This is a genomic window from Guyparkeria sp. (assembly GCF_046540515.1).
In the GTDB taxonomy this organism is placed as follows: Bacteria; Pseudomonadota; Gammaproteobacteria; order Halothiobacillales; family Halothiobacillaceae; genus Guyparkeria.
Genome location: NZ_JBKHFB010000014.1, coordinates 13215 through 39439, shown reverse-complemented (window position 1 = coordinate 39439; position 26225 = coordinate 13215). Strand labels below are relative to the sequence as shown.

General features: G+C 67.9%; 29 protein-coding genes. 16 read left to right on the top strand and 13 right to left on the bottom strand.

Features of this window, described 5'->3' with window-relative positions; all coding sequences use genetic code 11:
• The 7 genes from ACLFRM_RS03320 to hemL all read left to right on the top strand — a co-directional run.
• The coding region (locus ACLFRM_RS03320) for an amidase family protein (protein ID WP_410754289.1) at positions 1 to 333 on the top strand (333 nt) is incomplete at its 5' end.
• A gap of 19 nt (positions 334 to 352) precedes the next feature.
• On the top strand, positions 353 to 1822 hold the full coding sequence (gene gatB, locus ACLFRM_RS03315) for an Asp-tRNA(Asn)/Glu-tRNA(Gln) amidotransferase subunit GatB (protein ID WP_410754288.1): 1470 nt from the start codon (positions 353 to 355) through the stop codon (positions 1820 to 1822).
• Positions 1823 to 1844: 22 nt separating this feature from the next.
• The gene (locus ACLFRM_RS03310) at positions 1845 to 2807 is read left to right on the top strand and encodes an Hsp33 family molecular chaperone HslO (RefSeq protein WP_410754287.1); all 963 of its coding nucleotides are present in this window, start codon (positions 1845 to 1847) and stop codon (positions 2805 to 2807) included.
• A 98-nt stretch (positions 2808 to 2905) separates the two neighbouring features.
• Complete coding sequence (locus tag ACLFRM_RS03305) at positions 2906 to 6205, top strand: glycoside hydrolase family 15 protein (RefSeq protein ID WP_410754286.1); 3300 nt, start codon at positions 2906 to 2908, stop codon at positions 6203 to 6205.
• Entirely contained in the window at positions 6189 to 7193 is a 1005-nt protein-coding gene (locus ACLFRM_RS03300) for a glucokinase (RefSeq protein WP_410754284.1), read from the top strand. Before ACLFRM_RS03305 ends, ACLFRM_RS03300 begins: the two co-directional genes overlap by 17 nt.
• A 13-nt stretch (positions 7194 to 7206) precedes the next feature.
• Entirely contained in the window at positions 7207 to 7848 is a 642-nt protein-coding gene (gene thiE, locus ACLFRM_RS03295) for a thiamine phosphate synthase (protein WP_410754283.1), read from the top strand.
• Between the two features lie 67 nt (positions 7849 to 7915).
• Entirely contained in the window at positions 7916 to 9205 is a 1290-nt protein-coding gene (gene hemL / locus ACLFRM_RS03290; protein WP_410754282.1) for a glutamate-1-semialdehyde 2,1-aminomutase, read from the top strand.
• Positions 9206 to 9337: 132 nt separating this feature from the next.
• On the opposite strand, the gene ACLFRM_RS03285 is transcribed toward hemL, so the two are convergent.
• From ACLFRM_RS03285 to ACLFRM_RS03225, 13 genes are all read right to left on the bottom strand, one after another.
• The gene (locus tag ACLFRM_RS03285) at positions 9338 to 9670 is read right to left on the bottom strand and encodes a hypothetical protein (protein ID WP_410754281.1); all 333 of its coding nucleotides are present in this window, start codon (positions 9668 to 9670) and stop codon (positions 9338 to 9340) included.
• Positions 9671 to 9686: 16 nt separating this feature from the next.
• On the bottom strand, positions 9687 to 9977 hold the full coding sequence (locus ACLFRM_RS03280; RefSeq protein WP_410754280.1) for an HPr family phosphocarrier protein: 291 nt from the start codon (positions 9975 to 9977) through the stop codon (positions 9687 to 9689).
• Positions 9974 to 10375, bottom strand: coding sequence for a PTS sugar transporter subunit IIA (locus ACLFRM_RS03275; protein ID WP_410754279.1), 402 nt, complete (start codon positions 10373 to 10375; stop codon positions 9974 to 9976). Before ACLFRM_RS03275 ends, ACLFRM_RS03280 begins: the two co-directional genes overlap by 4 nt.
• Positions 10376 to 10459: 84 nt before the next feature.
• Positions 10460 to 11341 (bottom strand): RNase adapter RapZ, encoded by an 882-nt coding sequence (rapZ, locus tag ACLFRM_RS03270; RefSeq protein ID WP_410754278.1) that lies wholly within the window; start codon positions 11339 to 11341, stop codon positions 10460 to 10462.
• Complete coding sequence (locus ACLFRM_RS03265; RefSeq protein ID WP_410754277.1) at positions 11338 to 12303, bottom strand: hypothetical protein; 966 nt, start codon at positions 12301 to 12303, stop codon at positions 11338 to 11340. Before ACLFRM_RS03265 ends, rapZ begins: the two co-directional genes overlap by 4 nt.
• Positions 12304 to 12431: 128 nt before the next feature.
• Positions 12432 to 12914 (bottom strand): PTS sugar transporter subunit IIA, encoded by a 483-nt coding sequence (locus ACLFRM_RS03260; protein ID WP_410754276.1) that lies wholly within the window; start codon positions 12912 to 12914, stop codon positions 12432 to 12434.
• Positions 12915 to 13094: 180 nt separating this feature from the next.
• Positions 13095 to 13388, bottom strand: coding sequence for a ribosome hibernation-promoting factor, HPF/YfiA family (gene hpf / locus ACLFRM_RS03255; RefSeq protein WP_058574143.1), 294 nt, complete (start codon positions 13386 to 13388; stop codon positions 13095 to 13097).
• A 24-nt stretch (positions 13389 to 13412) separates the two neighbouring features.
• Positions 13413 to 14888: an RNA polymerase factor sigma-54 gene (locus tag ACLFRM_RS03250; RefSeq protein ID WP_410754292.1), complete on the bottom strand. Its 1476-nt coding sequence runs from the start codon at positions 14886 to 14888 to the stop codon at positions 13413 to 13415.
• Positions 14889 to 15160: 272 nt separating this feature from the next.
• Positions 15161 to 15934: an LPS export ABC transporter ATP-binding protein gene (gene lptB, locus ACLFRM_RS03245; protein ID WP_410754275.1), complete on the bottom strand. Its 774-nt coding sequence runs from the start codon at positions 15932 to 15934 to the stop codon at positions 15161 to 15163.
• Between the two features lie 7 nt (positions 15935 to 15941).
• Entirely contained in the window at positions 15942 to 16493 is a 552-nt protein-coding gene (gene lptA, locus ACLFRM_RS03240) for a lipopolysaccharide transport periplasmic protein LptA (protein WP_410754274.1), read from the bottom strand.
• A 70-nt stretch (positions 16494 to 16563) separates the two neighbouring features.
• On the bottom strand, positions 16564 to 17217 hold the full coding sequence (gene lptC / locus ACLFRM_RS03235) for an LPS export ABC transporter periplasmic protein LptC (protein WP_410754273.1): 654 nt from the start codon (positions 17215 to 17217) through the stop codon (positions 16564 to 16566).
• Entirely contained in the window at positions 17187 to 17720 is a 534-nt protein-coding gene (locus tag ACLFRM_RS03230; RefSeq protein ID WP_410754272.1) for a KdsC family phosphatase, read from the bottom strand. The genes lptC and ACLFRM_RS03230 overlap by 31 nt, the downstream gene beginning before the upstream one ends.
• A complete protein-coding gene (locus ACLFRM_RS03225) occupies positions 17720 to 18706 on the bottom strand; it encodes an SIS domain-containing protein (protein ID WP_410754271.1) in 987 nt (328 codons plus the stop codon). Before ACLFRM_RS03225 ends, ACLFRM_RS03230 begins: the two co-directional genes overlap by 1 nt.
• A gap of 193 nt (positions 18707 to 18899) precedes the next feature.
• Here ACLFRM_RS03225 and ACLFRM_RS03220 point away from each other — a divergent pair, with 193 nt between their 5' ends.
• From ACLFRM_RS03220 to murA, 9 genes are all read left to right on the top strand, one after another.
• A complete protein-coding gene (locus tag ACLFRM_RS03220; protein ID WP_410754270.1) occupies positions 18900 to 19784 on the top strand; it encodes a formylglycine-generating enzyme family protein in 885 nt (294 codons plus the stop codon).
• A gap of 97 nt (positions 19785 to 19881) precedes the next feature.
• Positions 19882 to 20370 (top strand): hypothetical protein, encoded by a 489-nt coding sequence (locus ACLFRM_RS03215; protein ID WP_410754269.1) that lies wholly within the window; start codon positions 19882 to 19884, stop codon positions 20368 to 20370.
• A gap of 23 nt (positions 20371 to 20393) precedes the next feature.
• Entirely contained in the window at positions 20394 to 21194 is an 801-nt protein-coding gene (locus tag ACLFRM_RS03210; protein WP_410754291.1) for an ABC transporter ATP-binding protein, read from the top strand.
• Between the two features lie 5 nt (positions 21195 to 21199).
• Positions 21200 to 21979 (top strand): lipid asymmetry maintenance ABC transporter permease subunit MlaE, encoded by a 780-nt coding sequence (gene mlaE, locus ACLFRM_RS03205; RefSeq protein ID WP_410754290.1) that lies wholly within the window; start codon positions 21200 to 21202, stop codon positions 21977 to 21979.
• A 4-nt stretch (positions 21980 to 21983) separates the two neighbouring features.
• Positions 21984 to 22442, top strand: coding sequence for an outer membrane lipid asymmetry maintenance protein MlaD (gene mlaD / locus ACLFRM_RS03200; RefSeq protein ID WP_410754268.1), 459 nt, complete (start codon positions 21984 to 21986; stop codon positions 22440 to 22442).
• Positions 22439 to 23839 (top strand): TolC family protein, encoded by a 1401-nt coding sequence (locus ACLFRM_RS03195; protein WP_410754267.1) that lies wholly within the window; start codon positions 22439 to 22441, stop codon positions 23837 to 23839. The genes mlaD and ACLFRM_RS03195 overlap by 4 nt, the downstream gene beginning before the upstream one ends.
• Before the next feature lie 133 nt (positions 23840 to 23972).
• Positions 23973 to 24632 carry a phospholipid-binding protein MlaC gene (locus ACLFRM_RS03190; protein WP_410754266.1) on the top strand — a complete coding sequence of 220 codons (660 nt, stop codon included), beginning with the start codon at positions 23973 to 23975 and terminating at the stop codon, positions 24630 to 24632.
• Positions 24613 to 24936, top strand: coding sequence for a lipid asymmetry maintenance protein MlaB (locus ACLFRM_RS03185; RefSeq protein WP_410754265.1), 324 nt, complete (start codon positions 24613 to 24615; stop codon positions 24934 to 24936). The genes ACLFRM_RS03190 and ACLFRM_RS03185 overlap by 20 nt, the downstream gene beginning before the upstream one ends.
• A 28-nt stretch (positions 24937 to 24964) precedes the next feature.
• Positions 24965 to 26224, top strand: a complete 1260-nt coding sequence (gene murA / locus ACLFRM_RS03180) for a UDP-N-acetylglucosamine 1-carboxyvinyltransferase (protein WP_410754264.1) — start codon at positions 24965 to 24967, stop codon at positions 26222 to 26224.
• Position 26225 lies beyond the last annotated feature (1 nt).

Here is a 26225-nt window from a genome sequence, read left to right as displayed (position 1 = left end):
CGGCTGGTGACCGATCACTTCAAGCGTGCCTTCGAGCAGTGCGACGTGATCGCCGGGCCGGTCACGCCCACGCCGGCCTTCGATCGCGGCGCGCATAGCGGTGATCCGGCCAAGATGTACCTCGAGGACATCTTCACCATCCCCGTGAACCTCGCCGGCCTGCCGGGCATGTCGGTGCCGGCGGGCTTCGTCGGCGGGCGCCCTGTGGGCCTGCAGCTGATCGGCCGCCATTTCGACGAGGCCGGGCTGCTCAACGTCGCCCACCAGTACCAGCAGCGCGTCGACTGGCACACCCGCATGCCGTCGCTGGGCAGCGATTCCTCCAACCACTAAGCGAAGGGCAGAAAACGACATGTCTGACTACGTCATCCCTTCGGGCTGGGAAGCGGTCATCGGCCTGGAGATCCACGCCCAGCTGGCGACCCGCTCCAAGATCTTCTCCGGCGCGTCGACCGCCTACGGTGCCGAGCCCAACGCCCAGGCCTGTGCGGTCGATCTGGGCCTGCCCGGCGTGCTGCCGGTGCTCAACGAGGGCGCGGTGCGCATGGCCTCGCTGTTCGGGCTGGCGATCGACGCCGAGATCTCGCGCGTGTCGAGCTTCGACCGCAAGAACTACTTCTACCCGGACCTGCCCAAGGGCTACCAGACCACGCAGCTGGCCCGTCCCATCGTCGTCGGCGGTCAGGTGACCATCACCACCGGCGAGGGCAAACAGGCGCAGGATCACAGCGTCCGCGTGACCCGTGCCCACCTCGAGGAAGACGCCGGCAAGTCGCTGCACGAGGACTTTCACGGGATGAGCGGCATCGATCTCAACCGTGCCGGCACGCCGCTGATCGAAATCGTCTCCGAGCCCGACATGCGCACGCCCGAGCAGGCGGTCGCCTATGCCCGCAAGGTCCACGCGATCGTCCAGTATCTGGGTATCTGCGACGGCAACATGCAGGAAGGCTCGTTCCGCGTGGATGCCAACGTCTCGGTGCGCCCGACGGGCGAGACGGCCTTCGGCACCCGCGCCGAGATCAAGAACGTCAACTCGTTCCGCTTCTTGCAGCGGGCGATCGAGTTCGAGATCGAGCGCCAGATCGACTTGCTGGAGACCGGCGCCGAGGTGGTGCAGTGCACGCGCCTGTACGACCCGGACCGGGACGAGACCCGCCTGATGCGCACCAAGGAAGACGCGGACGACTACCGCTATTTCCCCTGTCCGGACCTGCTTCCGGTGGTGCTCGACGACGACACCATCGAGTCCTGGCGTGCCGAGCTGCCCGAGTTGCCGGACGCCAAGGCCGAACGCTACCGGGCCGAGTACGGTCTGAGCGCCTATGACGCGGGCGTGCTTACCTCGAGCCGGGCGACCGCCGAGTACTTCGAGGCCGTCATCGCGCGCGACGGGGCCGACGCCAAGCTCGCCGCCAACTGGGTGATGGGCGAGGTCGCCGCGCTGCTGAACCGCCTCGAACTCGAGATCGCCGAGTGCCCGGTCCCGGCCGAGAAGCTCGCCGACCTGCTGGCGCGCATTTCCGACGGCACGCTCTCGAACAAGCTCGCTCGCGAGGTCTTCGAGGCCCTGGCCGAGGAGGGCGGTTCGGTCGACGCGATCATCGAAGCGCGCGGGCTCAAGCAGATCTCGGACACCGGCGCGATCGAGGCGATGGTCGACGAGGTGATCGCCGCCAACCCCGGGCAGGTCGAGGCCTACCGGGGCGGCAAGGACAAGCTGTTCGGCTTCTTCGTCGGCCAGGTGATGAAGGCCGCGAAGGGCAAGGCGAACCCGCAGGCAGTCAACGAGGTGCTCAAGCGCCGTCTTGACGGCGAGTGACGCCCGGCAACCGGAGAGTCCCATGAGCGAAATCGGCAAGCCGGAATCGATCGACTGGCAGAGCCTGCCGCAAGGCGACGAGCTGTTCCGCTTCTCGTTCGAGGACGGGCGGGTGCGTGGCGTCTCGTTGCGCCTGGAGCCCACCTGGCAGGCGGCGATCGAGAACCACGACTACCCGCCGGCCGTGGCCAGCCTGCTGGGCCAGGCGGTGGCCGGCGCGGTGCTGATGGTCGCGAGCCTCAAGTTCGAGGGGCGGCTGGTATTGCAATTCGCCGGGCGGGGACCGATCAGCCTGCTGGTGGTGCAGGTCACCTCGGACCGGCGTTTTCGCTGCATGGCCAAGTGGGACGACGAGCGACTGGCCGAGGCCGGTGATCACCTCGAGGAGCAGCTCGGCCGCGGTCAGCTGGTGCTGACCATCGAACCCGAGGACGGTGCGCGTTACCAGTCACTGGTGCCGATCGCCGGGGCCGGCCTGGAAAACGCCATCGAGGGGTATTTCCAGCAGTCCGAGCAGTTGCCGACCCGGCTGGTGCTTGCGGCCGATGGCGAGGTGACGGCCGGCATGCTTCTCCAGCAGATGCCCGAGACCGGCGGCATCATCCCCGCATCCGGCCCCGGGGCGACTGAATTCGAGCACGTCGGCAAGCTGGTCGACACACTGCTCGGCGAGGCCGGCCGGCGGGAGATGCGTCAGGTCTCGGCGCCGGAACTGCTGCACCGGCTGTTTCACCAGGAGGCGTTGCGTATCCACGACGTCGCCCGCGTGACGTTCAACTGCGGCTGCACCCGCGAGGGCGTCGGCCAGATGCTTGCCAGCCTGGGGCGCGAGGAGCTCGAGGCGACGCTCGACAGCGAGGAGACGCCGGACATGATCGAGATCCGCTGCGACTTCTGCGGCAGCCTGTACCGATTCGATCGGGTCGACGTCGAGCAGCTGCTCACCAGTGATAGCGTCGAGGCACCCGGGTCGACGCGGCACTGACCCAACCTCGGCTCGAGCGACGGCAGCCGGCCTCTGGTCGGCGGACGCCATCGCCCCCATACTGGACGACATTCCGTAACGACCATCCGGTGTAACCCATGACGTCCGGTCACGTCCCTGCCAGTCCCTGCGCTCCCGACGCCGTCGGCGATTCCCTGTCGCTCGATGCGCTGTTCGGCGAGGTGCGACGACATATCCTCGACCGCCAGCACCCCATTTCGGGGCTGCTGCCTGCCAGCACCGCGGTGACCGCACACGGTGATTACACCGATGCCTGGGTGCGGGACAACGTCTACAGCATCCTCGGCCCCTGGGCGCTCGGCATTGCCTGTCGCCGAGCCGGCCAGACGGCGCGGGCCTTCGAGCTCGAACAGGCGGTGGTGCGCAACATGCGCGGGCTGTTGTTGGCAATGATGCGCCAGGCCGATCGCGTCGAGCGCTTCAAGGGGACGCTGGACCCCATCGATGCCCTGCACGCCAAGTACGACACGGCGACCGGCGAGACGGTGGTGGGGGATCGGGAATGGGGTCACCTGCAGCTGGACGCCACGTCGCTGTTCCTGCTCGCGCTGGTGCAGATGACGGCCGGCGGGCTGACCATCGTGCAGGGACGCGACGAGGTGGATTTCGTCCAGAACCTCGTCTGGTACCTGTCGCGGGCCTACGTGGTACCCGACTACGGCATCTGGGAACGGGGCAACAAGATCAACCACGGTGTGCGCGAGCTCAACGCCAGCTCGCTGGGGATGGTGCTGGCCGCACTCGAGGCCGCCGACGGCTTCGACCTGTTCGGGGCGGACGGCGATGTGCACAGCCGCCTGCAGGTGGTGCCCGACGACATCGCCCGCGTGCATCAGTGTCTCGACTCGATCCTGCCGCGGGAGTCAGCCTCCAAGGAGATCGACTCGGCCCTGCTGGCGGTGGTGGGTTTTCCGGCCTTCGCCGCCGGCGACAAGGCCCAAGAGGTCGCCGAGCGCATCGAGCAACGTCTGGCCGGCCGTTACGGCTACAAGCGCTTCCTGCGCGATGGCCACCAGACGGCGATCGAGGACGAAACCAAGCTCCACTACGATCCCGAGGAACTCGAGGCCTTTGCCCGTATCGAGTGCGAATGGCCGCTGTTTCTCGCCTATCGGCTGGTCAACGCCGGGTTCTCCGGCGACCGAGACGCCGCCGCTGCCCTCCACGCACGGCTCGAACGGCTGGCGGTGTGCGAGGGTGGCGCCCCGGTGCTGCCCGAGCTCTACTTCGTGCCGGCCGAGTCGATCGAGGCCGAGCGCAGTCGGCCGGGTTCGGTCGCGCGACTGGCGAACGCGAACCGGCCGCTGGTGTGGGCCCAGAGCCTGTGGGTGGTCGGGCGTCTGGTGCTCGGCGGATGGGTCCGACCGGACGACATCGACCCGATCGGGCGCCACCGGGAGCGGGCACCGGCCTCGGTCGGGGTCGGAGTGGCCCTGCTGGCCCGCAGCCGATCCGTGGCCGGGAGGCTCGAGGCGGCCGGTATCGGGCCGGTGAGTAGCGCGGAGCGAACGCGTACGCCCGTCATCCCGGCCGATGCACTGGTCGAGCGACTCGCTTCGCTGGGCGGGAATGCGCACCTGGGGCTTTCCGGGCGTCCGGCGCGGCGGCTGCTGGGCCTGTCGGCAGCTCGCCTGGTCGTGACCGACGATGGCGCTCACGCCGTGTTGCCGGCCCTGTTCGACACCGATACGTTCCTGCTGGGGCGGGATGTCGAATTGCTGGTGCACGAGATTCGCACCAGCCTGGCCTACGTGGGCCGGCATGCACGCGACTCGGGCACTCCGCTCTGGGTGATCCCGGTCGATGACTGGATGCTGGACGACGCCGGAGGCGAGGCCCTGCTGGAATTCTGCCGGGAGCTTGCCAGTGGCCGACTGGAAGACATGACCGTCCGGCTTGCGTACCTCGATGCCCTGATGGAGGGTGCCTCACGGTGGCGCCTGCCGGGTCGTTTGCCGGATGGGGCGACCGGTCAGGGAGGGCACCCGACATCGTGCCCGCCGTCGACGACTCCTGCCGGCAACGCCGAGATTCCGGTCGACCAGGTGCCCCACGGCGATGGGCTGTTGGCGGCCTTTGCGGCCGCCGAGACGCTGGATGAGCGGTTGGACCGGCTGCAGGCCCTCAAACGCCATGGGGTTCCCCCCGAGCAGGCGTTTGTCGATATCGATGGGCAGTGGCGTGACTGGTGGGGTCACGGTGTCGCGCTGCTGCGGGCCGCGCAACAGGCGGGGGCATGGCGGGTTTTGCGACTGACCGCCGATCTGGTCGGCCTGGTCGACGGGTTTCTCGAGGTGGCGGTCATGGACCTGATCGTCCGGCAGAAACGCCTGGCCGTGGGGCGCTCCTACAGCCGCAGGGCGGTGATCGACGCGCCGGTTTCCAATCGCGAGATCCTGCGTCGGATCGAGACCTACTGCGATGACGATCCCCGCGAACGCGCCCTGACGCAGGAACTGGTGATCCATCTGGGGGCCTGGCTGCGCGCCGAACCTGCGCTGTTTCGGCACGTGCTCACCCTGCGCACCGGGCCCTTGCTGCAGATACTCGTGGCCCTGCGCGCCCGCGAGGCGCGCATCCCGCCATCGCAGGCAGTTGACGACCTGGTCGCCATGGCACCGCATGAGTTGCGTCGCCGGTTGCGCGAGGCCATCGACTGGCGTGACCGGCCCGAGCGGCTCGAGGCGTTGCATCGTTGCCCAGGCGTTCAGGGGGAAGGCCCGGCGGGCGAGGAGGGGCGGACTGACGGGGGTTCGGCGCCGATGCTGCTCGGTTCCGTTCACACGGGCAATGGCGCCGCCGACGAGATGGGCGATTCGGACATCGACTGGTATCACCAGCGCCAGGTCGGCGGGGCGATGAGCCGGCTGCCAGAGTCCTTCTACGAAGGGGTCTGGGAACTGCTCGGTCACGTGCCGGCGCTGGTGATCGGCAACCGTTACGACTCGCGCAACGTGCTCGACAGCCAGGTGTACCGTGGTCAGTCCACCGCCCGGGAACACAACTTTGCCCTGGCCGTGGAGCACCGCCTCAACCGGATCGAGGCGCCCGAGTACCGAGAGCTGACCGTCGAGGCGATCGCTGCCCTGATCGATCGCGTCACCCGTCGTCGCGATTTCGCGATCGGGGATCCCCTGGTGCTCGACGTGGTCATCGGCCACGCCGTGCGCCTGGCCTGGCTGGAGGAACACCCGGGCGATGCCGGTCATTACGACGATGCGCGGGCGGATGCCTGGCAGGCGTTCTACCATCTGTCCCCAAGGGCAGTGGCCCACTGGGTGGGTGTCGCACTGGACTACCTGCTGGTCTCCGATGGAGAGGACAACGAGCGCACGAGGCGGCGTGCCGAGGAGATCGTCGATGATTCTGGCCGGTGACATTGGCGGAACCCGCGCGCGCCTGGCGCTGTTCGCGCCGGGAGAGGGGCGCGCCCGAGTCGAGCGGACGCTGCCCAGCCGCGAGTACGCGGATTTCTCTGTGCTGTTGGCGGCCTTCCTTGATCACGCCGGCCAGCCGCACACGGATATCGAGGCGGCCGCCTTCGGTGTGGCCGGGCCGGTGGTGTCCACGGCCGGCGATACCCGGGTGCGGGCGACCAATCTGCCTTGGACCCTGTCGGGCGCCTCGATCCGTGAGCAGCTGGGTGGCTGTCCGGTACGGCTGGTCAACGACCTGATCGCCGTCGGTCTGGGGGCGCTGGCCAGCCCTCTCGATCGGCGGGTGAACCTCAACCCCGAGGCCGGCGACGGCGCCACCGGCGGGCATGCCGCCGTCATCGCACCGGGCACCGGCCTCGGGGAGGCGTTGTTCTTCCATGACGGCGAGCGCCACCACCCGATGCCCAGCGAGGGGGGGCATTGCGATTTTGCCCCGAACGACACGCGCGAGGATGCGCTGCTGGGCTACCTGCGCGGGCGCTTGGGTGGCCACGTCAGTTACGAGCGCATCCTCAGCGGTGACGGCTTTTCCTCGCTCTACGCCTTCGCGCGGCATGCGCAACTCGGCCGTCCCGCCCCGAATGCCGAGCGTGAACTGGCCGCGGCCGACGATCCCAACGCGCGGATCACGGCCTGGGCGCAGGAGGGTGCGGACGAGTGTGCGGTCATCGCCTGTCGTCTGTTCGCGCGGATCCTGGGGGCAGAGGCCGGCAACCTGGCGCTCAAGTCGTTGCCGACCGGTGGGGTGTTCATCGCCGGGGGGCTGGTGGGCCACGTGCTGGGGTTCCTGCGCGAACAGACGCTCGAGGGCTTTCTCGACAAGGGCCGGTTTGCGACCATGCTCGGCCGGCTGCCGCTGTGGGTGGTCGCCGACGACGCGCTGGGACTGGCCGGGGCGAGGCGACTGGCCGAGCGGGAAATTACTTGAGACGGGACGGGCCATGCAACGTGACCGACTGAAGGGGCTGTACGTGCTCACCGACACCTCGCGATTCGAGCGCGAGGAGCTGGTGAAGGCGGTGGCCGCATCGATCGAGGGCGGGGCGCGTATCGTCCAGTACCGCGACAAGAGCGACGACGTCGCGCGCCGCCGCGAGGAGGCCGCGGCGCTTGCCGAGCTGTGCCGGATCCATCAGCGGCTGTTCATCGTCAACGACGACGTGGCCCTGGCGATCGAGGTGGGTGCCGACGGGGTACACCTGGGCCGGGACGATGCGCCGCTGGACGAGACGCGGGCGCGTTTCGAGGCCGAGGGGCTCGATGCGATCATCGGCGTGTCTTGCTATGCTGACCGGCTTCGGGCCGAGCGCGCCGCCGAACAAGGCGCGGACTACCTCGCCTTCGGGGCGATGTTCCCGTCGCCGACCAAGCCGCATGCCCCCGGGGCGCCCGCCGAGGTGCTCGGCTGGGCCCGGGAGCGGCTCGGCCGGCCGGTCTGCGGTATCGGCGGGATCACGGCGCGCAACGTCGCCGACCTGATGACCTACCGTCCCGACATGATCGCGGTGGTCAGCGAGGTATTCGCCGCCCCCGACATCCGTGCCGCCACGGCGGACATGGTCCGGGCGATGGCCACGGCCTGATTCCGCCCGCGCGACCGCTTGGCCGATGTGATTCACGAACCCAACACGAATTTCGGAGACTCCCCAGATGACCGCATCCAACCACGAGCTGTTCGAACGTGCGCAGGCCCACATCCCCGGTGGGGTGAATTCGCCGGTGCGTGCCTTCGGTTCGGTCGGCGGCGATCCCGTCTTCGTCAAGCGGGCCGAGGGCGCGCGCTTTTTCGACGAGAACGACCGGGGCTATATCGACTATGTCGGTTCCTGGGGGCCGATGATCCTGGGTCACGCGCACCCGGACGTGATCGCGGCGGTCCGGGAGGCGGCCAACAACGGGCTGTCGTTTGGTGCGCCGACGGTCAACGAGACCCGCATGGCCGACCTGCTGTGCGAGCTGGTGCCCTCGATGGACATGGTTCGCCTGACCTCCTCGGGCACCGAGGCAACCATGAGCGCCATCCGCCTGGCGCGCGGGTTTACCGGGCGCGACCGGATCGTCAAGTTCCAGGGCAACTATCACGGCCATTCAGACTCGCTGCTGGTCGAGGCCGGTTCCGGGGCGTTGACGCACGGCGTACCGAGTTCGCCGGGCGTACCCAAGGCATTCGCCGACCTGACCACCACCGTCGAGTACAACAACCTCGAACAGGTGCGCGAGGTATTCGCCGAGGTGGGTGAAGAGGTCGCCGCCATCATCGTCGAGCCGGTGGTCGGCAACATGAACTGCATCCCGCCGGAGCCGGGATTCCTCGAAGGACTGCGCCACGTCTGCGACGAGTACGGCGCGGTGCTGATCTTCGACGAGGTGATGACCGGCTTTCGCGTGGCGCTGGGCGGGGCGCAGGGCCATTACGGCATCAAGCCGGATCTCACCACCATGGGCAAGGTGATCGGCGGCGGCATGCCGGTGGGGGCCTTCGGTGGGCGTCGCGAGATCATGGAGATGATCTCGCCGATGGGGCCGGTCTACCACGCCGGCACGCTTTCCGGGAACCCGATGGCGATGGCCGCCGGCATCAAGACGCTCGAGCTGATCAGCGTGCCCGGGTTCTTCGAGGTGCTCACGCGTCGGACCCAGGCGCTCTGCGACGGCCTTTCCGCTGCGGCGCAGAAGCACGGTATCCCGATGATCACCCAGCAGGTCGGCGGCATGTTCGGCCTGTTCTTCACCGACAAGGACCGCGTGGCCAACTTCAACGACGCGACCGCCTGCGACAAGGAGGCCTTCAAGACCTTCTTCCACGGCATGCTCGAGCAGGGCGTCTACTTTGCACCGTCCTCCTTCGAGGCCGGGTTCGTCTCGATGGCCCACGGCGAGGCGGAGATCGACGACACCATCGCCGCCGCCGAGCGCGTGCTGGGCCGCATGGCGGGTTGAGCGCCAACGCGCCGGCGGGGTTACCCGGCGCAGTCCGGCCCGTTGTTCGCATATCAGACCGGACAGCGCAAACGCAAAGGCCGCCGGAACATGCTGTTCCGGCGGCCTTTGCGATTCACGGGCGGGGGAGGGTCAGGTGTTCTCGTCCTCGAGATGCGCGTCCGGGTCCCAGCCGGCATCGCGCGCTTTTTGCATCTGGCGCTCGTAGATCTCCGCGTGGCGCTTTTTCAGGTCGTCCGGCAGCAGGCTCGGAATGCCGCCACCGTACTTGTCCCATTCGGCATTGACCCGGTCGGCCAGTCCTTGCAGGCGACCAAGTTCCCAGCCCTCGCAGGTCTCGTCTTCCGGGATCAGTCCGAACACACGGGCGTCGAGCACCAGGCGGCCGTGAAAGGTCATGCCGCCGTCGCGGTCGTTGTCGATACCGACGTAGCCGTCTTTCGCTGAGTTGCCTCTACGCTGCATGTTGTCTCCGTGTCGGTTATTCGGATTCGTGGAAGCGGGCGTCGACCAGGTCGGCGATGCCCTCGATGGCCCGTGTGGCATCGTCGCCGGTGGCGGTGACGACAATCGTCTTGCCACAGGCGGCGGCCAGCATCATCAGGCCCATGATCGACTTGCCGTTGACGCGGCGGTCGTTGAACTCGACTTCGATCTCGCTATCGAACTGCTCGGCCGTGGCGGCGAACCGGGCGGCGGCCCGGGCGTGAAGCCCGCGTCGGTTGCGCAGCGTCAGGTCTCGCCGGACGACGGGCGGGGTGTCTTCGCTCATGGCAGGTCGGACGCTCCTTCCTGGATGATGCCCTCGCGTCCGCCGCTGCAGGCCTTCGCCGTCATCTGGTCGAGCGGCAGGCGCGGGTAGTTCAGGGCGCGCACCAGCATGGGCAGGTTCACCCCGGAGAGCACCTGCACGTCGTGCTGATCACGCAGCCGGTGGGCGATGTTCGACGGGGTCGAGCCGTACATGTCGGTCATCACCAGCACGCCCTCTCCGCTGTCGAGATCGGCCACGCGCCGCCGCGCGGCATTCAGCAGGTCGATGGGGTCGTCGTCCTGACGAACGTCGAGATGCTCGAGTCGGGTGGGAAGACGCTCGAGCATGTCGGTGGCCGTCTCGATCAACTGGCCCCCGATGTCGTTGTGACAGATCAACAGGATTCCGACGGTCATTGCGGGAGTGATTCCTCAATCGCGCTCGGCAAGATGTGCATCATACCGAAAAACGGGCGCGAGACAGGGCCATGGATGGCCGCGTCAGTGGTTGCCAAGGTCACGGTGCCGGACCACCAGGTTGGCGAAGGTGGGCCGCAGGTCGCGGGCGATCTGCTCGACGAGGTAGACCGAGCGATGCTTGCCGCCGGTGCAGCCGATCGAGCAGGTCAGGTAGCTGCGGTCACTGCGGCTCGCCTGGGTGAGCATGTGGGCGAGAAATTCACCGATGCGGGTGCGGGTCTCGTGGGTGACCGGGTGTTGTTCGAGGTACTCCACCACGGCCTGGTCGAGACCGCTGTGCGGCCGGAGCGACGTGTCCCAGTGGGGGTTGGGCAAAAAGCGGACGTCGAACAGGAAGTCCGAGTCCAGCGGAATGCCGAACTTGAAGCCGAAGGACTGGATGAGGATACGCGGGCCGGCTTCCTTCTCGCCGATCAGCCGAGAGCGAACGTCCTCGCGCAACTGGTGGACCGTCGTCAGGCTGGTGTCGATGACCAGGTCCGCGTAGGCGCGGATCGGCATCAGCAGCTGGGCCTCGCGGGCGATCGCCTCGACCAGGTCCTCGATCTGGTAGGAGAGCGGATGACGCCGCCGGGTTTCCGAGAATCGGGCGATCAGCCGCTGCTGATCCGCCTCGAGGAACAGGCTGCTGATCTGGAGTTGCGGCAGGCGTTCCTTGAGCCGGTCGATGCGGTCGGGGAGGTCGGCCAGCGACTTCTCGGGGGCACGCGCATCGATACTGATGGCGATGCCGCGTGCGACGATCCCGCCCTCGAGATAGCTCTCGGCGAGGTGGTCGAGCAGGTCCGGCGGCAGGTTGTCGATGCAGTAGAACCCGCTGTCCTCGAGCGCGGCGAGAGCCACCGACTTGCCCGAGCCGGACTGACCCGTGACGAGGATCAGGCGGGGCAGGGGACGGCTCATGACCAGGGCTCCGGTTTCTCGCCCGGGTGCGGCGGGATCTCGCCGTCGGCGAAAAGCCTGGCGATGCGGGGGCTGGTCGGCTCGCCGCCGCGTTGGCGTTCGAGGTTGCGCTGTCGAACGATGGTCTCCAGCAGCACGGCCAGGTTGCGCCCCGGGGCCACCGGCAGCCGCCAGACGGGAATGCTCTGGCCGGCGACGCGCTCGTTGCCCCGGTCGCCGAACAGCCGCTCGTTGGCACCGATGCGTCGGCCGGCATTGGCAGGGTAGAGGTCCACGATCAGCCGCAGGTACTTGCGCACCTTGAGCGCATTGGAGCCGAACAGCTCGCCCACGTCGACGATGCCGATGCCCCGGACCTCGAGCAGGCCGAACAGGCGATCCGGGCAGGAGCCGGTCACTTCATTGCCGTGGGCGGTAAAGCAGGGGGCGTCGTCCGCGACCAGCCGGTGACCGCGACTCAAGAGTTCGAGGGCCACCTCGCTCTTGCCTATGCCCGCCGCGCCGCGGATCAGGACCCCGAGCCCGCTGATCTCCATGAACACGCCATGGCGCCAGTCCTCGTCGCGGCTCCCGCAGAGTCGCCGCAGCCGACGGGACGCGGTCTCGTCATCCTCGTTCGTGCTCAGGATGTGGACCTCGGCATCCGTGTTCCGGGCGGCGGCGTGGCGGTCGAGCCAGTCGGCCAGCACGTCGGCGTGGGCCTCGCTCAGGATGATCACCCGCGGCGGGTCGATCGACGAGACGGGACCGTTGGCCCGCTCCAGGCATTCCTCGCCACACTGCAGGTAATGGCGGAGCGACGGCGAGATCAGCGCCACCCGAGTGGGGATCCAAGGGTTTGCCGGACCGACCAGGCGCTGGTCGTCGGTCACCGGGGCATCCCAGTCGACCGGCAGAGCCTGTCGCCAGTCGGTATCACCGGCATCGGGGGGAAGGTGTCGGTAGGTGAATCTCGGGGTCATGGCCTGCCCGTTCAAGGACTCGAGAGATCGGGCGCCTTCGCCCGGTGTAGGGAAGGTCTGCACAAATCCGATACCGCTCTGCCCGAGCGAAGGCGCGCAGAGCGGTATCGGATTTGTGCCGAGGTTCCTTAGCTAGCGGTCGCTTCCGCGCTGTCCTTGAGCCACTCTAGCATCAGCGCCTGGACACGCTCCGCGCTTTGCGCCTCCATGAGGGTCTCGCGCTCGTCAGGGTCGTTGAGATGGCGGGCCAGCCGGCCAAGGATCTCGAGATGCTGTTCCGGGCAGTCCTCGGGGATGACCAGACCGATCACCAAGGTCACCGGCGCGCCGTCGGGCGCGCCGAAATCGACGCCTTCGCGCAACCGGATCAGCGCCCCACGCGGGGTGAGAATGTCGTCGACCCGACCATGAGGGACGGCGATGCCATGGCCGATGGCCGTGCACCCGAGTCGCTCGCGGGCGACCAGGGCCTCGAAGATGCGGGTTGCCTGCTGGCCGCCGAGCTCGTCGTCGGCCAGCAACCCTGAGAGCACTTCCAGAACCCGCTTGCGGCTCTGGTAAAGCTCGTCGATCCGGATGTGGTGGATCGGAAACAGCTCGGCAGTATTCATTAAGCACCCTGTCTGTCGACGGTCCGCGAGGATCGCTCGCGGGTCGGGGCGGGAATGGTTGAATCGGCGCGCATCATAGCGTGTTGCGCTGGTGGTGCAACACCGATCCGGACGTGACGGAGGCCGCGGTCATTCGGCTTCCTCCCGTCAGCCCGCCGGCAATCGGGCCGGCGGGATGGCTCAACGATGGCTGGTCAGCTTTTCCTTGTGCTTGACGATCTGCCGGTCGAGCTTGTTGATCATGGCATCGATGGAGGCGTACATGTCGTCGGTGACGGCCTCGGCGTGCATGTCCTGACCGCTGACGTGCAGGTTGGCCTCCGCCTTCTGGGCCTCCTTGCGCTCGACGGTGAGGATGACGTGAATATCCACCAGCTTGTCGAAGTGACGCTCGAGACGCGTGAACTTGTCGTGGACGTGCGCCTTGAGTGCCTCGGTGACGTCGACGTGATGACCGGTGATGTCTATCTGCATGTGCCGCTCCTTAAGGTAAGTGCGTTATATCAGTCGTTTGCGGTCGGTTGATGAGGCGATTCCCATCGCCTCGCGGTACTTGGCGATCGTCCGCCGTGCGACGTCGATCCCCTCGTCTCCCAGCATGGTCGCTATCTTGGCATCGCTCAAGGGCTTCTTGGGATTTTCTTCCTCGACCAGTTTCTTGATGCGCGCCCTGATGGCGGTCGCCGAGCATTCGCCGCCGTCGCTGGTGCCGACGTGGCTGGAGAAGAAATACTTGAACTCGAACACGCCGCGGGGCGTGAGCATGTACTTGTTGGTGGTGACCCGGCTGACCGTCGATTCGTGCAGTTCGAGCGTCTCGGCGATCTCGCGCAGCACCAGGGGCTTCATCGCGATCTCGCCCTGTTCGAAGAACTCGATCTGGCGTCGCACGATCTCGCGGGCGACGTTGAGCAGCGACTCGTTGCGGCTGCGCAGGCTCTTGATGAACCAGCGGGCCTCCTGGAGATGGTTGCGGATGTAGGTCGCATCCTTGCCGCGGCTGGAACGGTCGATCAGGCCCGCGTAGGTCTGATTGACGCGTAGCCGGGGCGCGATCTCGGGATTGAGATCGACGTGCCAGCCATCCTCGCGGTGGGTGACGATCACGTCCGGCTTGATGTAGTCGGCGGCCGTGTCTCCGATCGACAGCCCCGGGCGGGGATCGAGGACCTGGATGAGCCGCAGCGCGGCCTCGATGCGTTCGCGGCTGATGCCCAATCCCTTGCTGACCTGCGACAGTTCGCGTCTCGCGACGGCTTCGAGCCAGTCGCCTTCGAGCAGGGCGCGGGCGTCTTCGGCCGCCGGATCGTCGGCATGCCGCTGGTCGATCTGGATGATCAGGCACTCGGCCAGCGAACGCGCGCCGACCCCGACCGGGTCGAGTTGCTGGATATAGTGGAGCGTCGCCTCGACTTCCCCGGTGTCGATGCCCGGCAGGTCCTCGGCGAGCAATGCCACGATCTCTTCTAGCGGCTCCTCGAGGTAGCCGGAGGGTTCGATCGATTCGATCAGTGCCGTGGCGATGCGTCGGTCGGTTTCCGACAGCGAGGCGAGGTGAATCTGGCTCAGGAGGTGGTCGCGGAGGCTGTCCTCGCCGGTAGACTGGGTGGCGAAGGGATCGTAGTCCTCACCCGGGGCGCTGGCGCTCAGGGCGGTGCTGCCATCGGATTCGTAGTAGTCCTCCCAGGAGGTGTCGACCACGAGCTCGTCGTCCGCGGACTTGTCCTTGCGGTCCTCGAGCAATTCCTCGCCGGCCTGGGCGCCCGGGTCCTGCTCGTCGCCGCTGGTCGACTCGGCAGCCTCTTCTTCCTCACGATCGTCCTCGGCGACTTCCAGGAGCGGATTGCTGTCCAGTGCCTGCTGTATCTCGAGGCTCAGTTCCAGCGTGGAGAGCTGCAGCAGCCGGATGGACTGCTGCAACTGCGGCGTCATGGCCAGCGACTGGCCGAGGCGAAGCTCGAGTCCTGCCTTCATGCCCGCCATGCGAGGCCTCCCGGCGCCGCTGTCGTCAGCGGGAACGACAGGTGGAACGAGGGGGCGAACCGGGCGTTGGTCCGGGCTGGAATCGGGGGCTGGGAGAGGCGTGCGCACGCAATTTGCATGAGATCGAGTTTAGCTGATCGGAGCCGCGCTGTGCCAACGATTTCGTCGTTTGATCGTCGCTCGGCGGCGGCGCGCTCGTCGTCTCTCTTCTGCTCGGGCGCCTGCGGGGTGGGCCCGGTGATAGGCCATCGACGGCGAGGCACTTACAGGCTGAAGTCCTGACCGAGGTAGACGTCGCGGACGGACTGGTTGGTGAGTAGCTCGTCGGCGGTGCCGTGCGCGAGAATGCCGCCGTCAGAGACGATATAGGCGCGCTTGCAGACGCCGAGGGTCTCGCGGACGTTGTGGTCGGTGATCAGCACGCCGATGCCGCGGTCGCGAAGGTGCTCGATGATGCGCTGGATGTCGATCACCGAGATCGGGTCGATCCCGGCAAACGGCTCGTCGAGCAGCATCGCGCGGGGGTTGGCGGCCAGCGCGCGGGCGATTTCCACACGCCTCCGCTCGCCGCCGGAGAGCGACTGGCCCTTCGAGTCGGCGATATGCGTGATGTGGAGCTCCTCGAGCAGTTCCTGCAATGCCCGGTTGCGTGCGGGCCGGTCGAGGTCGCGACGCAGCTCGAGGATGGCGAGGATGTTTTCCCGCACCGAGAGCTTGCGGAACACCGATGGCTCCTGCGGGAGGTAGCCCAGGCCTAGCTGGGCACGCCGGTCGATCGGCATGTGCGTAATGTCGCGGCCATTGAGGTAGACCGCGCCCTGATCGGCGCCGACCAGGCCGACGATCATGTAGAAGCTGGTGGTCTTGCCCGCGCCGTTCGGGCCGAGCAGACCCACGATCTCGCCGGCCTCGACGTGCAACGAGACGTCGCGCACGACCGGTCGGGCGCCGTAGCTCTTCGACAGGCTGCGCGCCTCGAGCAGGGCCGGTTGGCGCTGGACGATGTCGGGGTCGGTTCGCGTGGCCGCCTGGTTCATGCCAGCCTCACTCGCCACTGTCGCCGTCCTGCTTGTTGCGTGGCTGCAGGGTCATCTCGACGCGCGACTCACCGCCTTCCTCGCCGGCCTCGACCACCTCGGTGGCAAGATCATAGGTGATGCGATGAGAGCGGATCTCGTCGCCGCTGCGCTTGAGCCAGGCCTCGTCGGTGAGCAGCACGGTGCCCTCGGCGGTGCGATAGTCGGCCTGGCGGGCCTCGCCCTCGACCCAGTTGCCCTCGTCGTCGCGTTCGCGGAAGGTCGCGGGACTGCCCTCCAGTACCGCCCGTACCAGTTCGCCGTCCTCGAGGTAGAGCGTGGCGCGATCGCCGGTGGCGTGCAGGCTGCCCTGATCGATCACCACGCTGCCGGTGTAGACGCTGGTGCCTTCCTGGTACTTGGTCACCTTCCTGTCCGCCTGCACCTTGACCGGCTCGTTTCGATCGGCCTGGGCGGCCACGGCGGCCTGCGTGCCCAGCCCGACGGCCAGCGCCAGTCCGAGTGTCGCAAGGCGCCGGAGGTGGTGCCGGGCGTGGATGCTCGTTGTGTTGGTCTGCATGGCGGTCACTTCCTGCCTTGTTTGCCTGTCGCGGGGGGCGTTACCGGGCGCGGAGCCTTCCCTGGTCGGACTAGTCGGTTCGCCCGGTCGACGCGGGTTGGATTTCGTCCCGGACCTGTCCGGTCTGTGTCAAGACCTCGTTGCCCCAGTCCAGGGCAAGTCGCTCGGCATCGCTGTGCCAGCGCGGTGTGCCGTCCGGATCGGTCTCGCTCAAGCGACCGGGGACATCGGTTCGGGCCAGCCGTTCGCTGGGGTAGAGCCACAGCCGATCGGTGGTCAGTTCCAGTCGGCCGCGCTCCCCGTGAGGTTCGCGCTGCGCGTGGACCGAACCGACCAGTTCGACCCGCTCGTCACGCTCGGTCACCGTGCCGCTCTCTGCCTGCAATGTCCACGGCGGGGTGCCGGGTGTCTCGTCGACGAGCGTGGCCGTCGGCGACGTCATTTCGTAGCGATCGCCATCCTCGAGGTCCCGCTGGATGGCCCGCGGCGTGTCGAGTCGATAGGCAAGCCGCCCTTGCTCGTCGTACTGCCAGCTGCGGGCCTCGTCGAGACGCTGGGCGTAGCCTCCGCCGGTGTCGGACGGCGGAGCCAGCTGGTCGGCCAGATTGTGCCAGACCAGGTAACCCAGCAGGGCCAGCGTGGCGATGGCCAGCAGGCCGCGGTTCAGGCGGGGGGAGGCCGGCCAGCGCACGATCAGCGGTACCGTGCCAGCACGTCGCCCCACTGGTCCCGTGCGTCGATCAGCGTGTCGATGAACGCCCGGACCGCCCCGTAACCGCCCGGCACCGGGCTGATCCAGTCAACCCGGCTGCGGATCACCATCGGCGCATCGCTGACGGTCGCCGACAGGCCGACGCGGTTGAGCATCGGCAGGTCGAGGACGTCGTCTCCCATCGCGGCGATCTGGTCGAGTTCAAGCGACACGAGCTGGGCCAGCTCCTCGATGGCCTGGCCCTTGTCGGTCGCCCCGAGCACGACGTGCTGGATACCCAGCCCCTTGGCCCGGCGACTGACCGCCGGCGAGGCCCGCCCGGTGATGATCGCGACGTCCACGCCCAGTTCCTGGATCAGCTTGATGCCGTGGCCGTCGCGGCTGTGGAAGATCTTGTGTTCCTCGCCGTCCTCGGTCAGGTGCAGGCGACCGTCGGTCATCACGCCGTCGACGTCCAGCACCAGCAGGCGCACGCGGCGGGCCCGTTCGAGCCAGGTCGTGTCACGCCAGGTCATCACGCCACCCCCGCGCGCAGCAGGTCGTGCATGTTCAACGCCCCGACCAGGCAGTTGTGCTCGTCGACCACCAGCAGGCCGTTGATCTTGTCGCGCTCCATCACGGCCATCGCCTCGGCGGCCAGCACGTTGGCCGGGCAGGTGCGCGGATCGGGGGTCATCACCCGCTCGATCGGACAGTCGAGGTCGAAGTCGCTGCGGTCGAGCAGGCGGCGCAGGTCGCCGTCGGTGAACAGGCCGAGCAGGCGGCCGTCGTCGTCCACCACGGCGGTCATGCCGAGCCCGCCAGAGGACATCACCAGCAGGGCCTGCTTGACGCTCTGGCGCGGGCCGACGCGCGGCAGCTGTTCGCCGGTGTGCATCACGTCGCGCACGTGCAGCAGCAGGCGGCGGCCGAGCGAGCCCCCCGGATGGGAGAGGGCGAAGTCCTCGGGCTGGAATCCGCGGGCATCGAGCAGCGCGACGGCCAGCGCGTCGCCCATCACGAGCGTGGCGGTGGTGCTGGCCGTCGGTGCAAGGTTCAGCGGGCAGGCCTCGCGGTCGACGCCGACGTCCAGGTGCACGTCGGCGGCCTGTGCCAGGGACGATTCGGGGCGGCCGGTCATCGCGATCAGCCCCACGCCGAGGCGCTTGATGACCGGCAGAATGGCCAGCATCTCGCCGGTCTCGCCGGAGTTCGACAGGGCGACGACCACGTCGCGCGCGGTGATCATGCCCAGATCGCCGTGACTGGCCTCGCCGGGGTGGACGAAGAAGGCCGGCGTGCCGGTGCTGGCCAGTGTCGCGGCGATCTTGCCGCCGATGTGACCGGACTTGCCCATGCCCGTGACGATCACGCGGCCCTCGCAGCCGATCATCAGGCGGCAGGCGTCGACGAACGCCTGATCGAGCCGGTCGGGCAGGGCGTCGATGGCCTGACGTTCGATATCGATCACCTCGCGGGCCATGCGCAGCAGGTTGTCGGGATGCAGGGCGTTGGGCTCCATGGGGTATCCGGTCGGCGTGCTAAGATTTTCGAGTTCCGGAGTATATCAGTCCAAGGTCGGCGGGCCGCCACTCGGGGGCTCTCCAAGCGGGCGTCGCGCCGCCGGGTCCTTGGTCTTGAATGACATTCGGCTCGTCGGGACGCTTCCCGATGGTGCCGGGTTCGATCGAAATCCCTGATCTGGAGGTGAGCGAATGCAGCCGCAAGCGATGGCCACTGACGTGACAACGGACCATGCCGTCGAGTCGGCGTTTGTCGACGAGATGGTCGAGCGTCAGCGCGAGGCGGCGAGGCGGCATGGCCTGGCAGTGCATTTCCGGGACGGTGAAAGCGGTGGCGAACCAGCGCCCGAGGTGGCGGTGATCCCGGCCGGGGGGTTCTGGATGGGCAGTCGGGCGAACGAACACAGCGCCCGGGCCTTCGAGCAGCCGCGTCACGAGGTCCATTTCGAACGGGCGTTCGCCATCACGCGCGGTCCCATCCGGCGTCGCGAGTACCTTGCCTTCCTCGCGGCCACCGGGCATCGCCGGCCACGTCCGTACAGCTGGAACGACCCGGAATTTCCCATGTACAACGTCTCCGCGCGCGATGCGGAGGCCTATGCACGGTGGTTGAGCGAGTCGACCGGGCACCGCTACCGCTTGCCCACGGAGGCGGAGTGGGAATACGCCGCGCGCGCCGGAACCGACACGATGTTCTGCTACGGCGATCGCATTCGTCGCGAACAGGTCAATTGCGCCGGCGGCCTGCACTGCACGCGCGGGTTGTTTCTCTGCGGTATCGGCAAGCCGGTGCCGGTCGGCAGCCTGCCGCCCAATGCCTGGGGTCTGTACGAGGTGCACGGCAACGTGCAGGAATTCACCCAGGATCACTGGCGCGATGCCTATGCCGGCGGACCGCGTCCGGGCGATCGGGCCTATCAGAGCATCGATCGGAAATACCGCTATCTGCGGGCGGTACGCGGCGGCTCGTGGTTCGATCCGCCGGGGGCATGTCGCAGCGGTTCGCGGGCTCGCCGACACCAGGACGAGTTCGACCTGAACCTGGGCTTTCGCCTGGTGCGCGAGATCGAGGACTGAGGGCCGTGTATCATGCGCGGCCACGCATGAGAGATCACGGCGCGTCGAGGCCCCCTGGGACCGGCGCAGCGCATGAGTTCCCGAGGTAGCCAGCAGCATGAAGGCGGTACATCTAGGCCTGCGCCAGCGACGCTCACCGGCGCTCGAGTCGAGCTTCTTCGACCCCGAGATGCCGGTCGAATGGCGCGTGGCCTTCCTGCTCAACGAGCAGGACGCGCTGTGGGTGGCAGGCGACGACCCGGATGTCGAGACCGTGCTTGCCGAACTGCGCGACTCGCCCAGCGCGGTCTTCGTGGTGGTCGAGGAGGCGGCCTGGTCGCCGGCCTGGGCGGCACTGGCCGAGGCCGGCCAGCACGCCATCGTCCGGCTGGACGAGTCGACCCCGGTCTGGCGCCCCGACACCGAGACCGCACCGGCCGTGATCGGGCTGGTGCCGGCGAGCGACCGGCCTGCCGATCTGCATGCCTGGCTGTCGGCCTTTCTCGACCAGGCGCCGGCGGAGGCCGCCCTGTTTGTCGATGGAGAACCGCCCTCGGTCGCGACTGTCGACCGGTTGCGCACCCTGGCTGAGTTGATGGGGCGGTGAGCCAGGTGCAGGAAACCACCGGCATGATCGAGCTCGACGGGGTGCGTTTCGCCCGTGGCGAGCAGGTGATCTTCGATGCTGTCGACATGCGATTCGGGCGCGGCGAGGTCACGGCGGTGCTCGGGCCGTCGGGGACCGGCAAGACGACCCTGCTGCGCCTGATCGGCGGGCAGATGCGCCCGACCGCCGGCCGGGTGCTGGTCGACGGGGTCGAGGTGTCGCGTGCCCGGCGCAAGGCGCTGTACGCGTTGCGACGGCGCATGGGCGTGCTGTTCCAGAACGGGGCGTTGTTCACCGACCTGACCGTCGGCGAGAACGTCGCCTTTCCGCTGCGTGCGCACTCGCGTCTCGACGAGGCGCTGATCCAGCGGATCGTGCTGTTCAAGCTCGAGGCGGTCGGACTGCGCTCGGCCCGGGACAAGTACCCGGCCGAGCTCTCGGGCGGCATGGCCCGCCGTGCCGCACTTGCCCGCGCGATGGCGCTGGACCCGGAGATCATGCTCTACGACGAGCCCTTCGCCGGCCAGGACCCGGTAAGCATGGGCGTGCTGCTGCGGCTGATCCGCCGGCTCAACGACGCGCTGGGATTGACCAGCATCGTGGTGACCCACGACGTCACCGAGGCCCTGAGCATCGCCGATCAGGTGATCGTGATCGCCGGCGGACGGGTGATCGGGCAGGGGACGCCCGACGAGGTGCGCGACCAGCGCGATCGCGAGCCCGCCCTGGCCCAATTTCTGGACGGGGCGGCCGAGGGGCCGCTCAATGCCGCCGAGGACGAGGCGCCGCTGGGCGTGGACCTCGGACTGGGAGGCGACCGGTGAGCGCGGTGATCGACGCGATTGCCCGACTTGGTCGGCTGTTCCTCGATGGCGTGCGGCACGCCGGCTCGATGGCGTTGTTCGCCGTCGAACTGGCCTGGGTGCTCATCCCGACCTGGAGCCGGCCGCGCGACATCCTCCAGCAGGTCTACGCCGCCGGGGTGCTCTCGCTGGTGATCATCCTGGTGGCCGGGGGGTTCGTCGGGCTGGTGTTGGGTCTGCAGGGCTACAACATCCTGTCGAATTTCAATGCCAGCGAGTCGCTCGGGGTCATGGTGGCCCTGTCGTTGGTGCGTGAGCTCGGGCCGGTGGTCGCCGCCCTGCTGTTCGCCGGTCGTGCCGGTTCGGCGATCACCGCCGAGATCGCTCTGATGAAAACCACCGAACAACTGGCCGCGCTGGAGATGATGGCGGTCGACCCGATGCGGCGCGTGATCGGCCCGCGATTCTGGGGAGCGATGATCTCGGTGCCGCTGCTGGCCGCCCTTTTCTCGTTGGTCGGCATCATCGGGGGCTATCTGATCGGGGTCGTGGTGCTGGACGTCGATCAGGCCTCCTACTGGGGGCAGATCCGTGAGCAGATGGAGGCTTGGGACGATGTCGGCAGCGGGGCGATCAAGTCGCTGGCCTTCGGCGCGGTGATCGCGCTGATAGCCGTCTACGAGGGCTACCGGGCCGAGCCGACGGCCAGCGGGATGGCGCGGGCGACGACGCAGACCGTGGTCCTGAGCTCGCTGGCCGTGCTGGGACTGGATTTTGTAATGACGGCTTTCATGTTTGGGGCGTGATGGAATGAATGTGCAACGCGGAGTGGAGCTGGTGGTGGGGCTGTTCGTGCTCGCCGGGATCGCCGCGCTGATGGTGATGGCGTTACAGTGGAGCAACTTCGGCACCAGTCGCGTGAGCGGCTACGAGATCACGGCCCGCTTCGACAACGTCGGCGGGTTGTCGGTGCAGTCGCCGGTCAAGCTGGCCGGCCTGACCATCGGTCGGGTGGATTCGATCGAGATTCACCCGGAGACCTTCCAGGCGGAGGTGCGCATGGTGATCGACGACCAGTACGACAACCTGCCGACGGATTCCTTCGCCAACATCTACACTGCCGGGCTGCTCGGGGCGCAATACGTCGAGATCTCGCCCGGCGGTGCACTCGAATCGCTCGAGGACGGCGACCGGATCACGATGACCCAGTCGGCGATCATCCTCGAAAGCGTGGTATCCAAGTTCCTGTTCGACAAGGCAAAAGAATGAAGAAGCGTAACGGAATCATCGAGCGGACGGGCGCGCTGTTGGTCGCCACGGCGATCGTCGCGGCCGGCCCCCTGCGGGCGGAGACGGCCCCGAGCGAACCGATCACCCTGGAGCAGGCCACCGAGATGGCCCTGCATGCCGATCCGCGTATCGAGGAGCAGCGTGCCAATGTCGCCCGCGCCCAGGCGCTGATCGAGCGGGTCAAGGGCGAGGGCGGACCGCGCGTCTCGTCCAACCTGTTCATGGCCCTGGCGCCAAAGGCCGAGGACGGTATCTTCACCAACGGCACCAACACCTGCCCGGACGGGGGGTGCACCCTGCGTGACGACGGCAACGAGCTCGACGAGGGCTTCACCGTCACCACGGGCTTGACCGCCTCGATCATCCAGCCGCTCTACACCTTCGGCAAGCTGGAGAACTACGGCAATGCCGCGCGGCTCAATCGCGACGTCAAGGCCTCCGAGGTGGCGCTGGCTCGGGGCGAGACCTGGCTGACCGTGCGCCGCGCCTACTGGGGCTACCTTGCCGCCCGCGACACGCGCCGGATGCTCGAGGGCGTCAAGCGACAGGTCGACAAGGCCCGCAAGGACATGCGCGCGGATGCCGAGGCCGGCGAGGTGCCGATGAGCCAGCTGTATGCACTGGAGAGCGGCGTGGGCCAGCTGGATCGTTACCTGGCCGAGGCCGGCAGCGTCGAGTCCATCGCCATCGACGGCCTGAAGACCATCGTCGGCGTGTCGATCCATTCGAGCCTCGAGGTGGCCGACCCGCGGATCGAGCCGATCGAGTTCCCGCAAGGCGACCTGCAGGAGCTGGCGGACCGGGCGCTGTCGAAGCGTCCCGAGATGGCGATGGCGGAGCATGGCCAGGCGGCCATGCGCAACTACGTCGCCGCGCGCAAGAGCGAGCGCTACCCCAACCTGTATGCCGGTGTGGTGGCCGGTGCGACCTACACCCCCGGTCGCGACCGTCTGAACAACCCCTACATCAACGAGCCGCTCAACCAGGCCTACGCCGCCCCGGTGCTCGGCTTGCAGTGGGATTTCAACCCCGGCGTGATGCGCGCGAACGTCAGTGATGCCGAGGCCCAGTTGCAGGGCGTGGTCGCCAAGGCGCAGCTCGCCCGTCAGGGGATCCCGTTCCAGGTGGCCGAGGCCTATCACACGGCCCACGGGCTCGACCGGCAGATCGAGGCGCTCTCCGGCTCGAAGGAAAACACCCGCAAGTGGATGGTGTCGACCTTCATGGATTACCAGGCCGGACTGGTGGGTGGCGAGGAACTTTCCCAGGCGGTCAAGGCCAATACCGAGGCCCAGGCCGACTACTTCCGCGCGATCAACGACTACAACATGAGCGTGGCGCAACTGGCGATCGCCACCGGGGACTACCCGCAGTAGACCCACGCGACCCCGGGGATCCCGCCGTCAACGTCCGGCTCTGCGACAAAGGGGTGGGGCGACCCTTCGCGCCCGCGTCCCGCACGGCGGTTGCGGCCTCGACCAGCACAACAAACACGATCGAGAGACCTTGATGAGCATTGCATTGGCCCCGTATTTCCGTCATTCCCGTTCCTCGTTGCCCGGTCTGGGCCTGCTCGGCCTGCTGCTGGCCAGCCTGAGTCTTTCCGCTCGTGCCGAGGGGCCGACCGAGGGCGAGGCCCGCGAGCTGGTCGAGTCCACCGCCGAGGCCGTCATCACGGAGATCCGCGAAAGCCAGGAGGCGGTCGAGGCCGATCCCGAGGCGCTGCTGGCCATCGTTGACCGGCGATTGCTCCCGCACGTGGATGCCGAGCGCATGACCCGCCTGGTGCTGGGCCGCTACTACCGGCAGGCGAGTGCCACCCAGCGCGCCGAGTTCACCAAGGAATTCCAGCGGCTCCTGGTGCGTACCTATGCCGGGCCCCTCTCGGAACTGGGTGATCAGAAAATCGAGATCGTCGGCACGAGCCCGGGCGGGGCGGACGACGAACTGCTGGTCGAATCCGAGGTGTCCGGCGGTGATCTGGGCACCGTCCCGGTGGCCTACCGCATGGCCCCGGTCGACGGCGAGTGGAAGTCCTACGACGTGGTGGTCGACGGCATCAGCCTGGTGAACAACTACCGCGGCAGCTTCGCCCAGAAGATCCAGCGCGACGGGATCGACGGGTTGATCCGGACCCTGCGAGAGCAGAATGAAGACGGCCGGCGCTGAACGCGGCTGGACGTTGCGGGTCGATCCGGGCGTGATTCGCCTCGGCGGGAACCTGTTGCGTGCCGGGCTGGATCGGGATCCAGCCCATCTGCCGGCGGACGTGGTCGGTCCCGAGGTCGATGTCCATCTCGGGCAGGTCAAGCGCATCGACACCGCCGGACTTGCCTGGCTGGCTGCGCTTCAGTCCCGGGCCGAGGCAAAAGGCATCCGTCTGCGATACACTCACGCGCCCCAGGCCATGCGCCAGATGATGGCCGTCTACGGTCTCGAGGGCCTGATGCCGCTCGAGACCGGCCTGGATTAGCCCACGGCCCGAGACCCGATCCGATTTCATGAACAAGCTCCTGATCCGCGGCGGCACGCCGCTCGACGGCGAGATTCGCATCTCCGGCGCGAAGAACGCGGTGCTGCCGATGATGGCCGCCTCGCTTCTGGCCGATTCGCCGGTGACCATCGAGAACGTCCCGCATCTGCAGGACGTGACCACCACCATGGAACTGCTCGGGCGGATGGGCGCGACCCTGACCGTCGGCGACCAGATGAGTGTCGAGGTCGACACCACCACCGTCGACACCCTCGAGGCGCCCTACGATCTCGTGCGTACCATGCGCGCCTCGATCCTCACGCTCGGCCCGATGCTGGCCCGATTCAAGAAGGCACGCGTCTCCCTGCCGGGCGGTTGCGCCATCGGCACCCGCCCGGTGGATATCCACCTTCGGGGGCTGGAGGCGCTGGGCGCCGACGTGCGCGTCGAGGGTGGCTACATCGAGACCGCCGCCGAGCAGCTGGTCGGGGCGCGCATCGTCCTCGACCAGGTCACCGTCACCGGCACCGAGAACCTGATGATGGCCGCCGTGTTCGCCAAGGGCGAGACGGTGCTGGAAAACGCGGCGCGTGAACCGGAGGTGGTCGACCTTGCCAACTTCCTCAACGCCATGGGCGCGGACGTGCGCGGCGCGGGCAGCGACGTGATCCGCATCCACGGGGTCGAGCGCCTGCAGGGCGTGCGCTACCGCGTGCTGCCGGATCGCATCGAGACCGGCACCTATCTGGTCGCCGCGGCAATGACCCGAGGGCGCATCCTGGTGCGCGACACGCGCCCGGAACTGCTCGACGCGGTGCTCGCCAAGCTGGAAAAGGCCGGTGCCGAGATCGAGGTCGGCGAGGACTGGATCCGGCTCGACATGCACGGCCGTCGGCCCAGGGCGGTCGACATCCGCACCGCGCCGCACCCGGGTTTCCCCACCGACATGCAGGCGCAGTTCGTCGCCATGAACGCGGTCGCCGAGGGCACCTCGACGGTGGTCGAGACCATCTTCGAGAACCGCTTCATGCACGTGCAGGAAATCCAGCGCATGGGCGCGGACATCCACATCGAGGGCAACACCGCGGTGATTCGCGGCGTGGAGGCCCTGTCGGGCGCGCCTATCATGGCCACCGACCTGCGCGCCTCGGCCAGCCTGGTGCTTGCCGGCCTGGTCGCCCGCGGCGAGACGCTGGTCAATCGCATCTATCACATCGACCGGGGCTACGAGTCCATCGAGGAGAAGCTCTCCCGCCTCGGCGCCAATATCCAACGGATCACGAGCTGAT

Coding starts and splice junctions, on each gene's coding strand:
- ACLFRM_RS03280 (WP_410754280.1), bottom strand. CDS start 9,977: ATGAGCGAAGACACCCCGCCCGTCGTCCGGCGAGACCTGACGCTGCGC.
- lptA (WP_410754274.1), bottom strand. CDS start 16,493: ATGCAGACCAACACAACGAGCATCCACGCCCGGCACCACCTCCGGCGC.
- rapZ (WP_410754278.1), bottom strand. CDS start 11,341: ATGAGCCGTCCCCTGCCCCGCCTGATCCTCGTCACGGGTCAGTCCGGC.
- ACLFRM_RS03250 (WP_410754292.1), bottom strand. CDS start 14,888: ATGAAGGCAGGACTCGAGCTTCGCCTCGGCCAGTCGCTGGCCATGACG.
- mlaD (WP_410754268.1), top strand. CDS start 21,984: ATGAATGTGCAACGCGGAGTGGAGCTGGTGGTGGGGCTGTTCGTGCTC.
- ACLFRM_RS03225 (WP_410754271.1), bottom strand. CDS start 18,706: ATGGAGCCCAACGCCCTGCATCCCGACAACCTGCTGCGCATGGCCCGC.
- ACLFRM_RS03310 (WP_410754287.1), top strand. CDS start 1,845: ATGAGCGAAATCGGCAAGCCGGAATCGATCGACTGGCAGAGCCTGCCG.
- hemL (WP_410754282.1), top strand. CDS start 7,916: ATGACCGCATCCAACCACGAGCTGTTCGAACGTGCGCAGGCCCACATC.
- hpf (WP_058574143.1), bottom strand. CDS start 13,388: ATGCAGATAGACATCACCGGTCATCACGTCGACGTCACCGAGGCACTC.
- ACLFRM_RS03220 (WP_410754270.1), top strand. CDS start 18,900: ATGCAGCCGCAAGCGATGGCCACTGACGTGACAACGGACCATGCCGTC.
- ACLFRM_RS03190 (WP_410754266.1), top strand. CDS start 23,973: ATGAGCATTGCATTGGCCCCGTATTTCCGTCATTCCCGTTCCTCGTTG.
- ACLFRM_RS03215 (WP_410754269.1), top strand. CDS start 19,882: ATGAAGGCGGTACATCTAGGCCTGCGCCAGCGACGCTCACCGGCGCTC.
- ACLFRM_RS03275 (WP_410754279.1), bottom strand. CDS start 10,375: ATGACCGTCGGAATCCTGTTGATCTGTCACAACGACATCGGGGGCCAG.
- ACLFRM_RS03260 (WP_410754276.1), bottom strand. CDS start 12,914: ATGAATACTGCCGAGCTGTTTCCGATCCACCACATCCGGATCGACGAG.
- thiE (WP_410754283.1), top strand. CDS start 7,207: ATGCAACGTGACCGACTGAAGGGGCTGTACGTGCTCACCGACACCTCG.
- ACLFRM_RS03285 (WP_410754281.1), bottom strand. CDS start 9,670: ATGCAGCGTAGAGGCAACTCAGCGAAAGACGGCTACGTCGGTATCGAC.
- ACLFRM_RS03305 (WP_410754286.1), top strand. CDS start 2,906: ATGACGTCCGGTCACGTCCCTGCCAGTCCCTGCGCTCCCGACGCCGTC.
- lptB (WP_410754275.1), bottom strand. CDS start 15,934: ATGAACCAGGCGGCCACGCGAACCGACCCCGACATCGTCCAGCGCCAA.
- ACLFRM_RS03185 (WP_410754265.1), top strand. CDS start 24,613: ATGAAGACGGCCGGCGCTGAACGCGGCTGGACGTTGCGGGTCGATCCG.
- murA (WP_410754264.1), top strand. CDS start 24,965: ATGAACAAGCTCCTGATCCGCGGCGGCACGCCGCTCGACGGCGAGATT.
- ACLFRM_RS03195 (WP_410754267.1), top strand. CDS start 22,439: ATGAAGAAGCGTAACGGAATCATCGAGCGGACGGGCGCGCTGTTGGTC.
- ACLFRM_RS03230 (WP_410754272.1), bottom strand. CDS start 17,720: ATGACCTGGCGTGACACGACCTGGCTCGAACGGGCCCGCCGCGTGCGC.
- ACLFRM_RS03210 (WP_410754291.1), top strand. CDS start 20,394: ATGATCGAGCTCGACGGGGTGCGTTTCGCCCGTGGCGAGCAGGTGATC.
- ACLFRM_RS03265 (WP_410754277.1), bottom strand. CDS start 12,303: ATGACCCCGAGATTCACCTACCGACACCTTCCCCCCGATGCCGGTGAT.
- gatB (WP_410754288.1), top strand. CDS start 353: ATGTCTGACTACGTCATCCCTTCGGGCTGGGAAGCGGTCATCGGCCTG.
- ACLFRM_RS03300 (WP_410754284.1), top strand. CDS start 6,189: ATGATTCTGGCCGGTGACATTGGCGGAACCCGCGCGCGCCTGGCGCTG.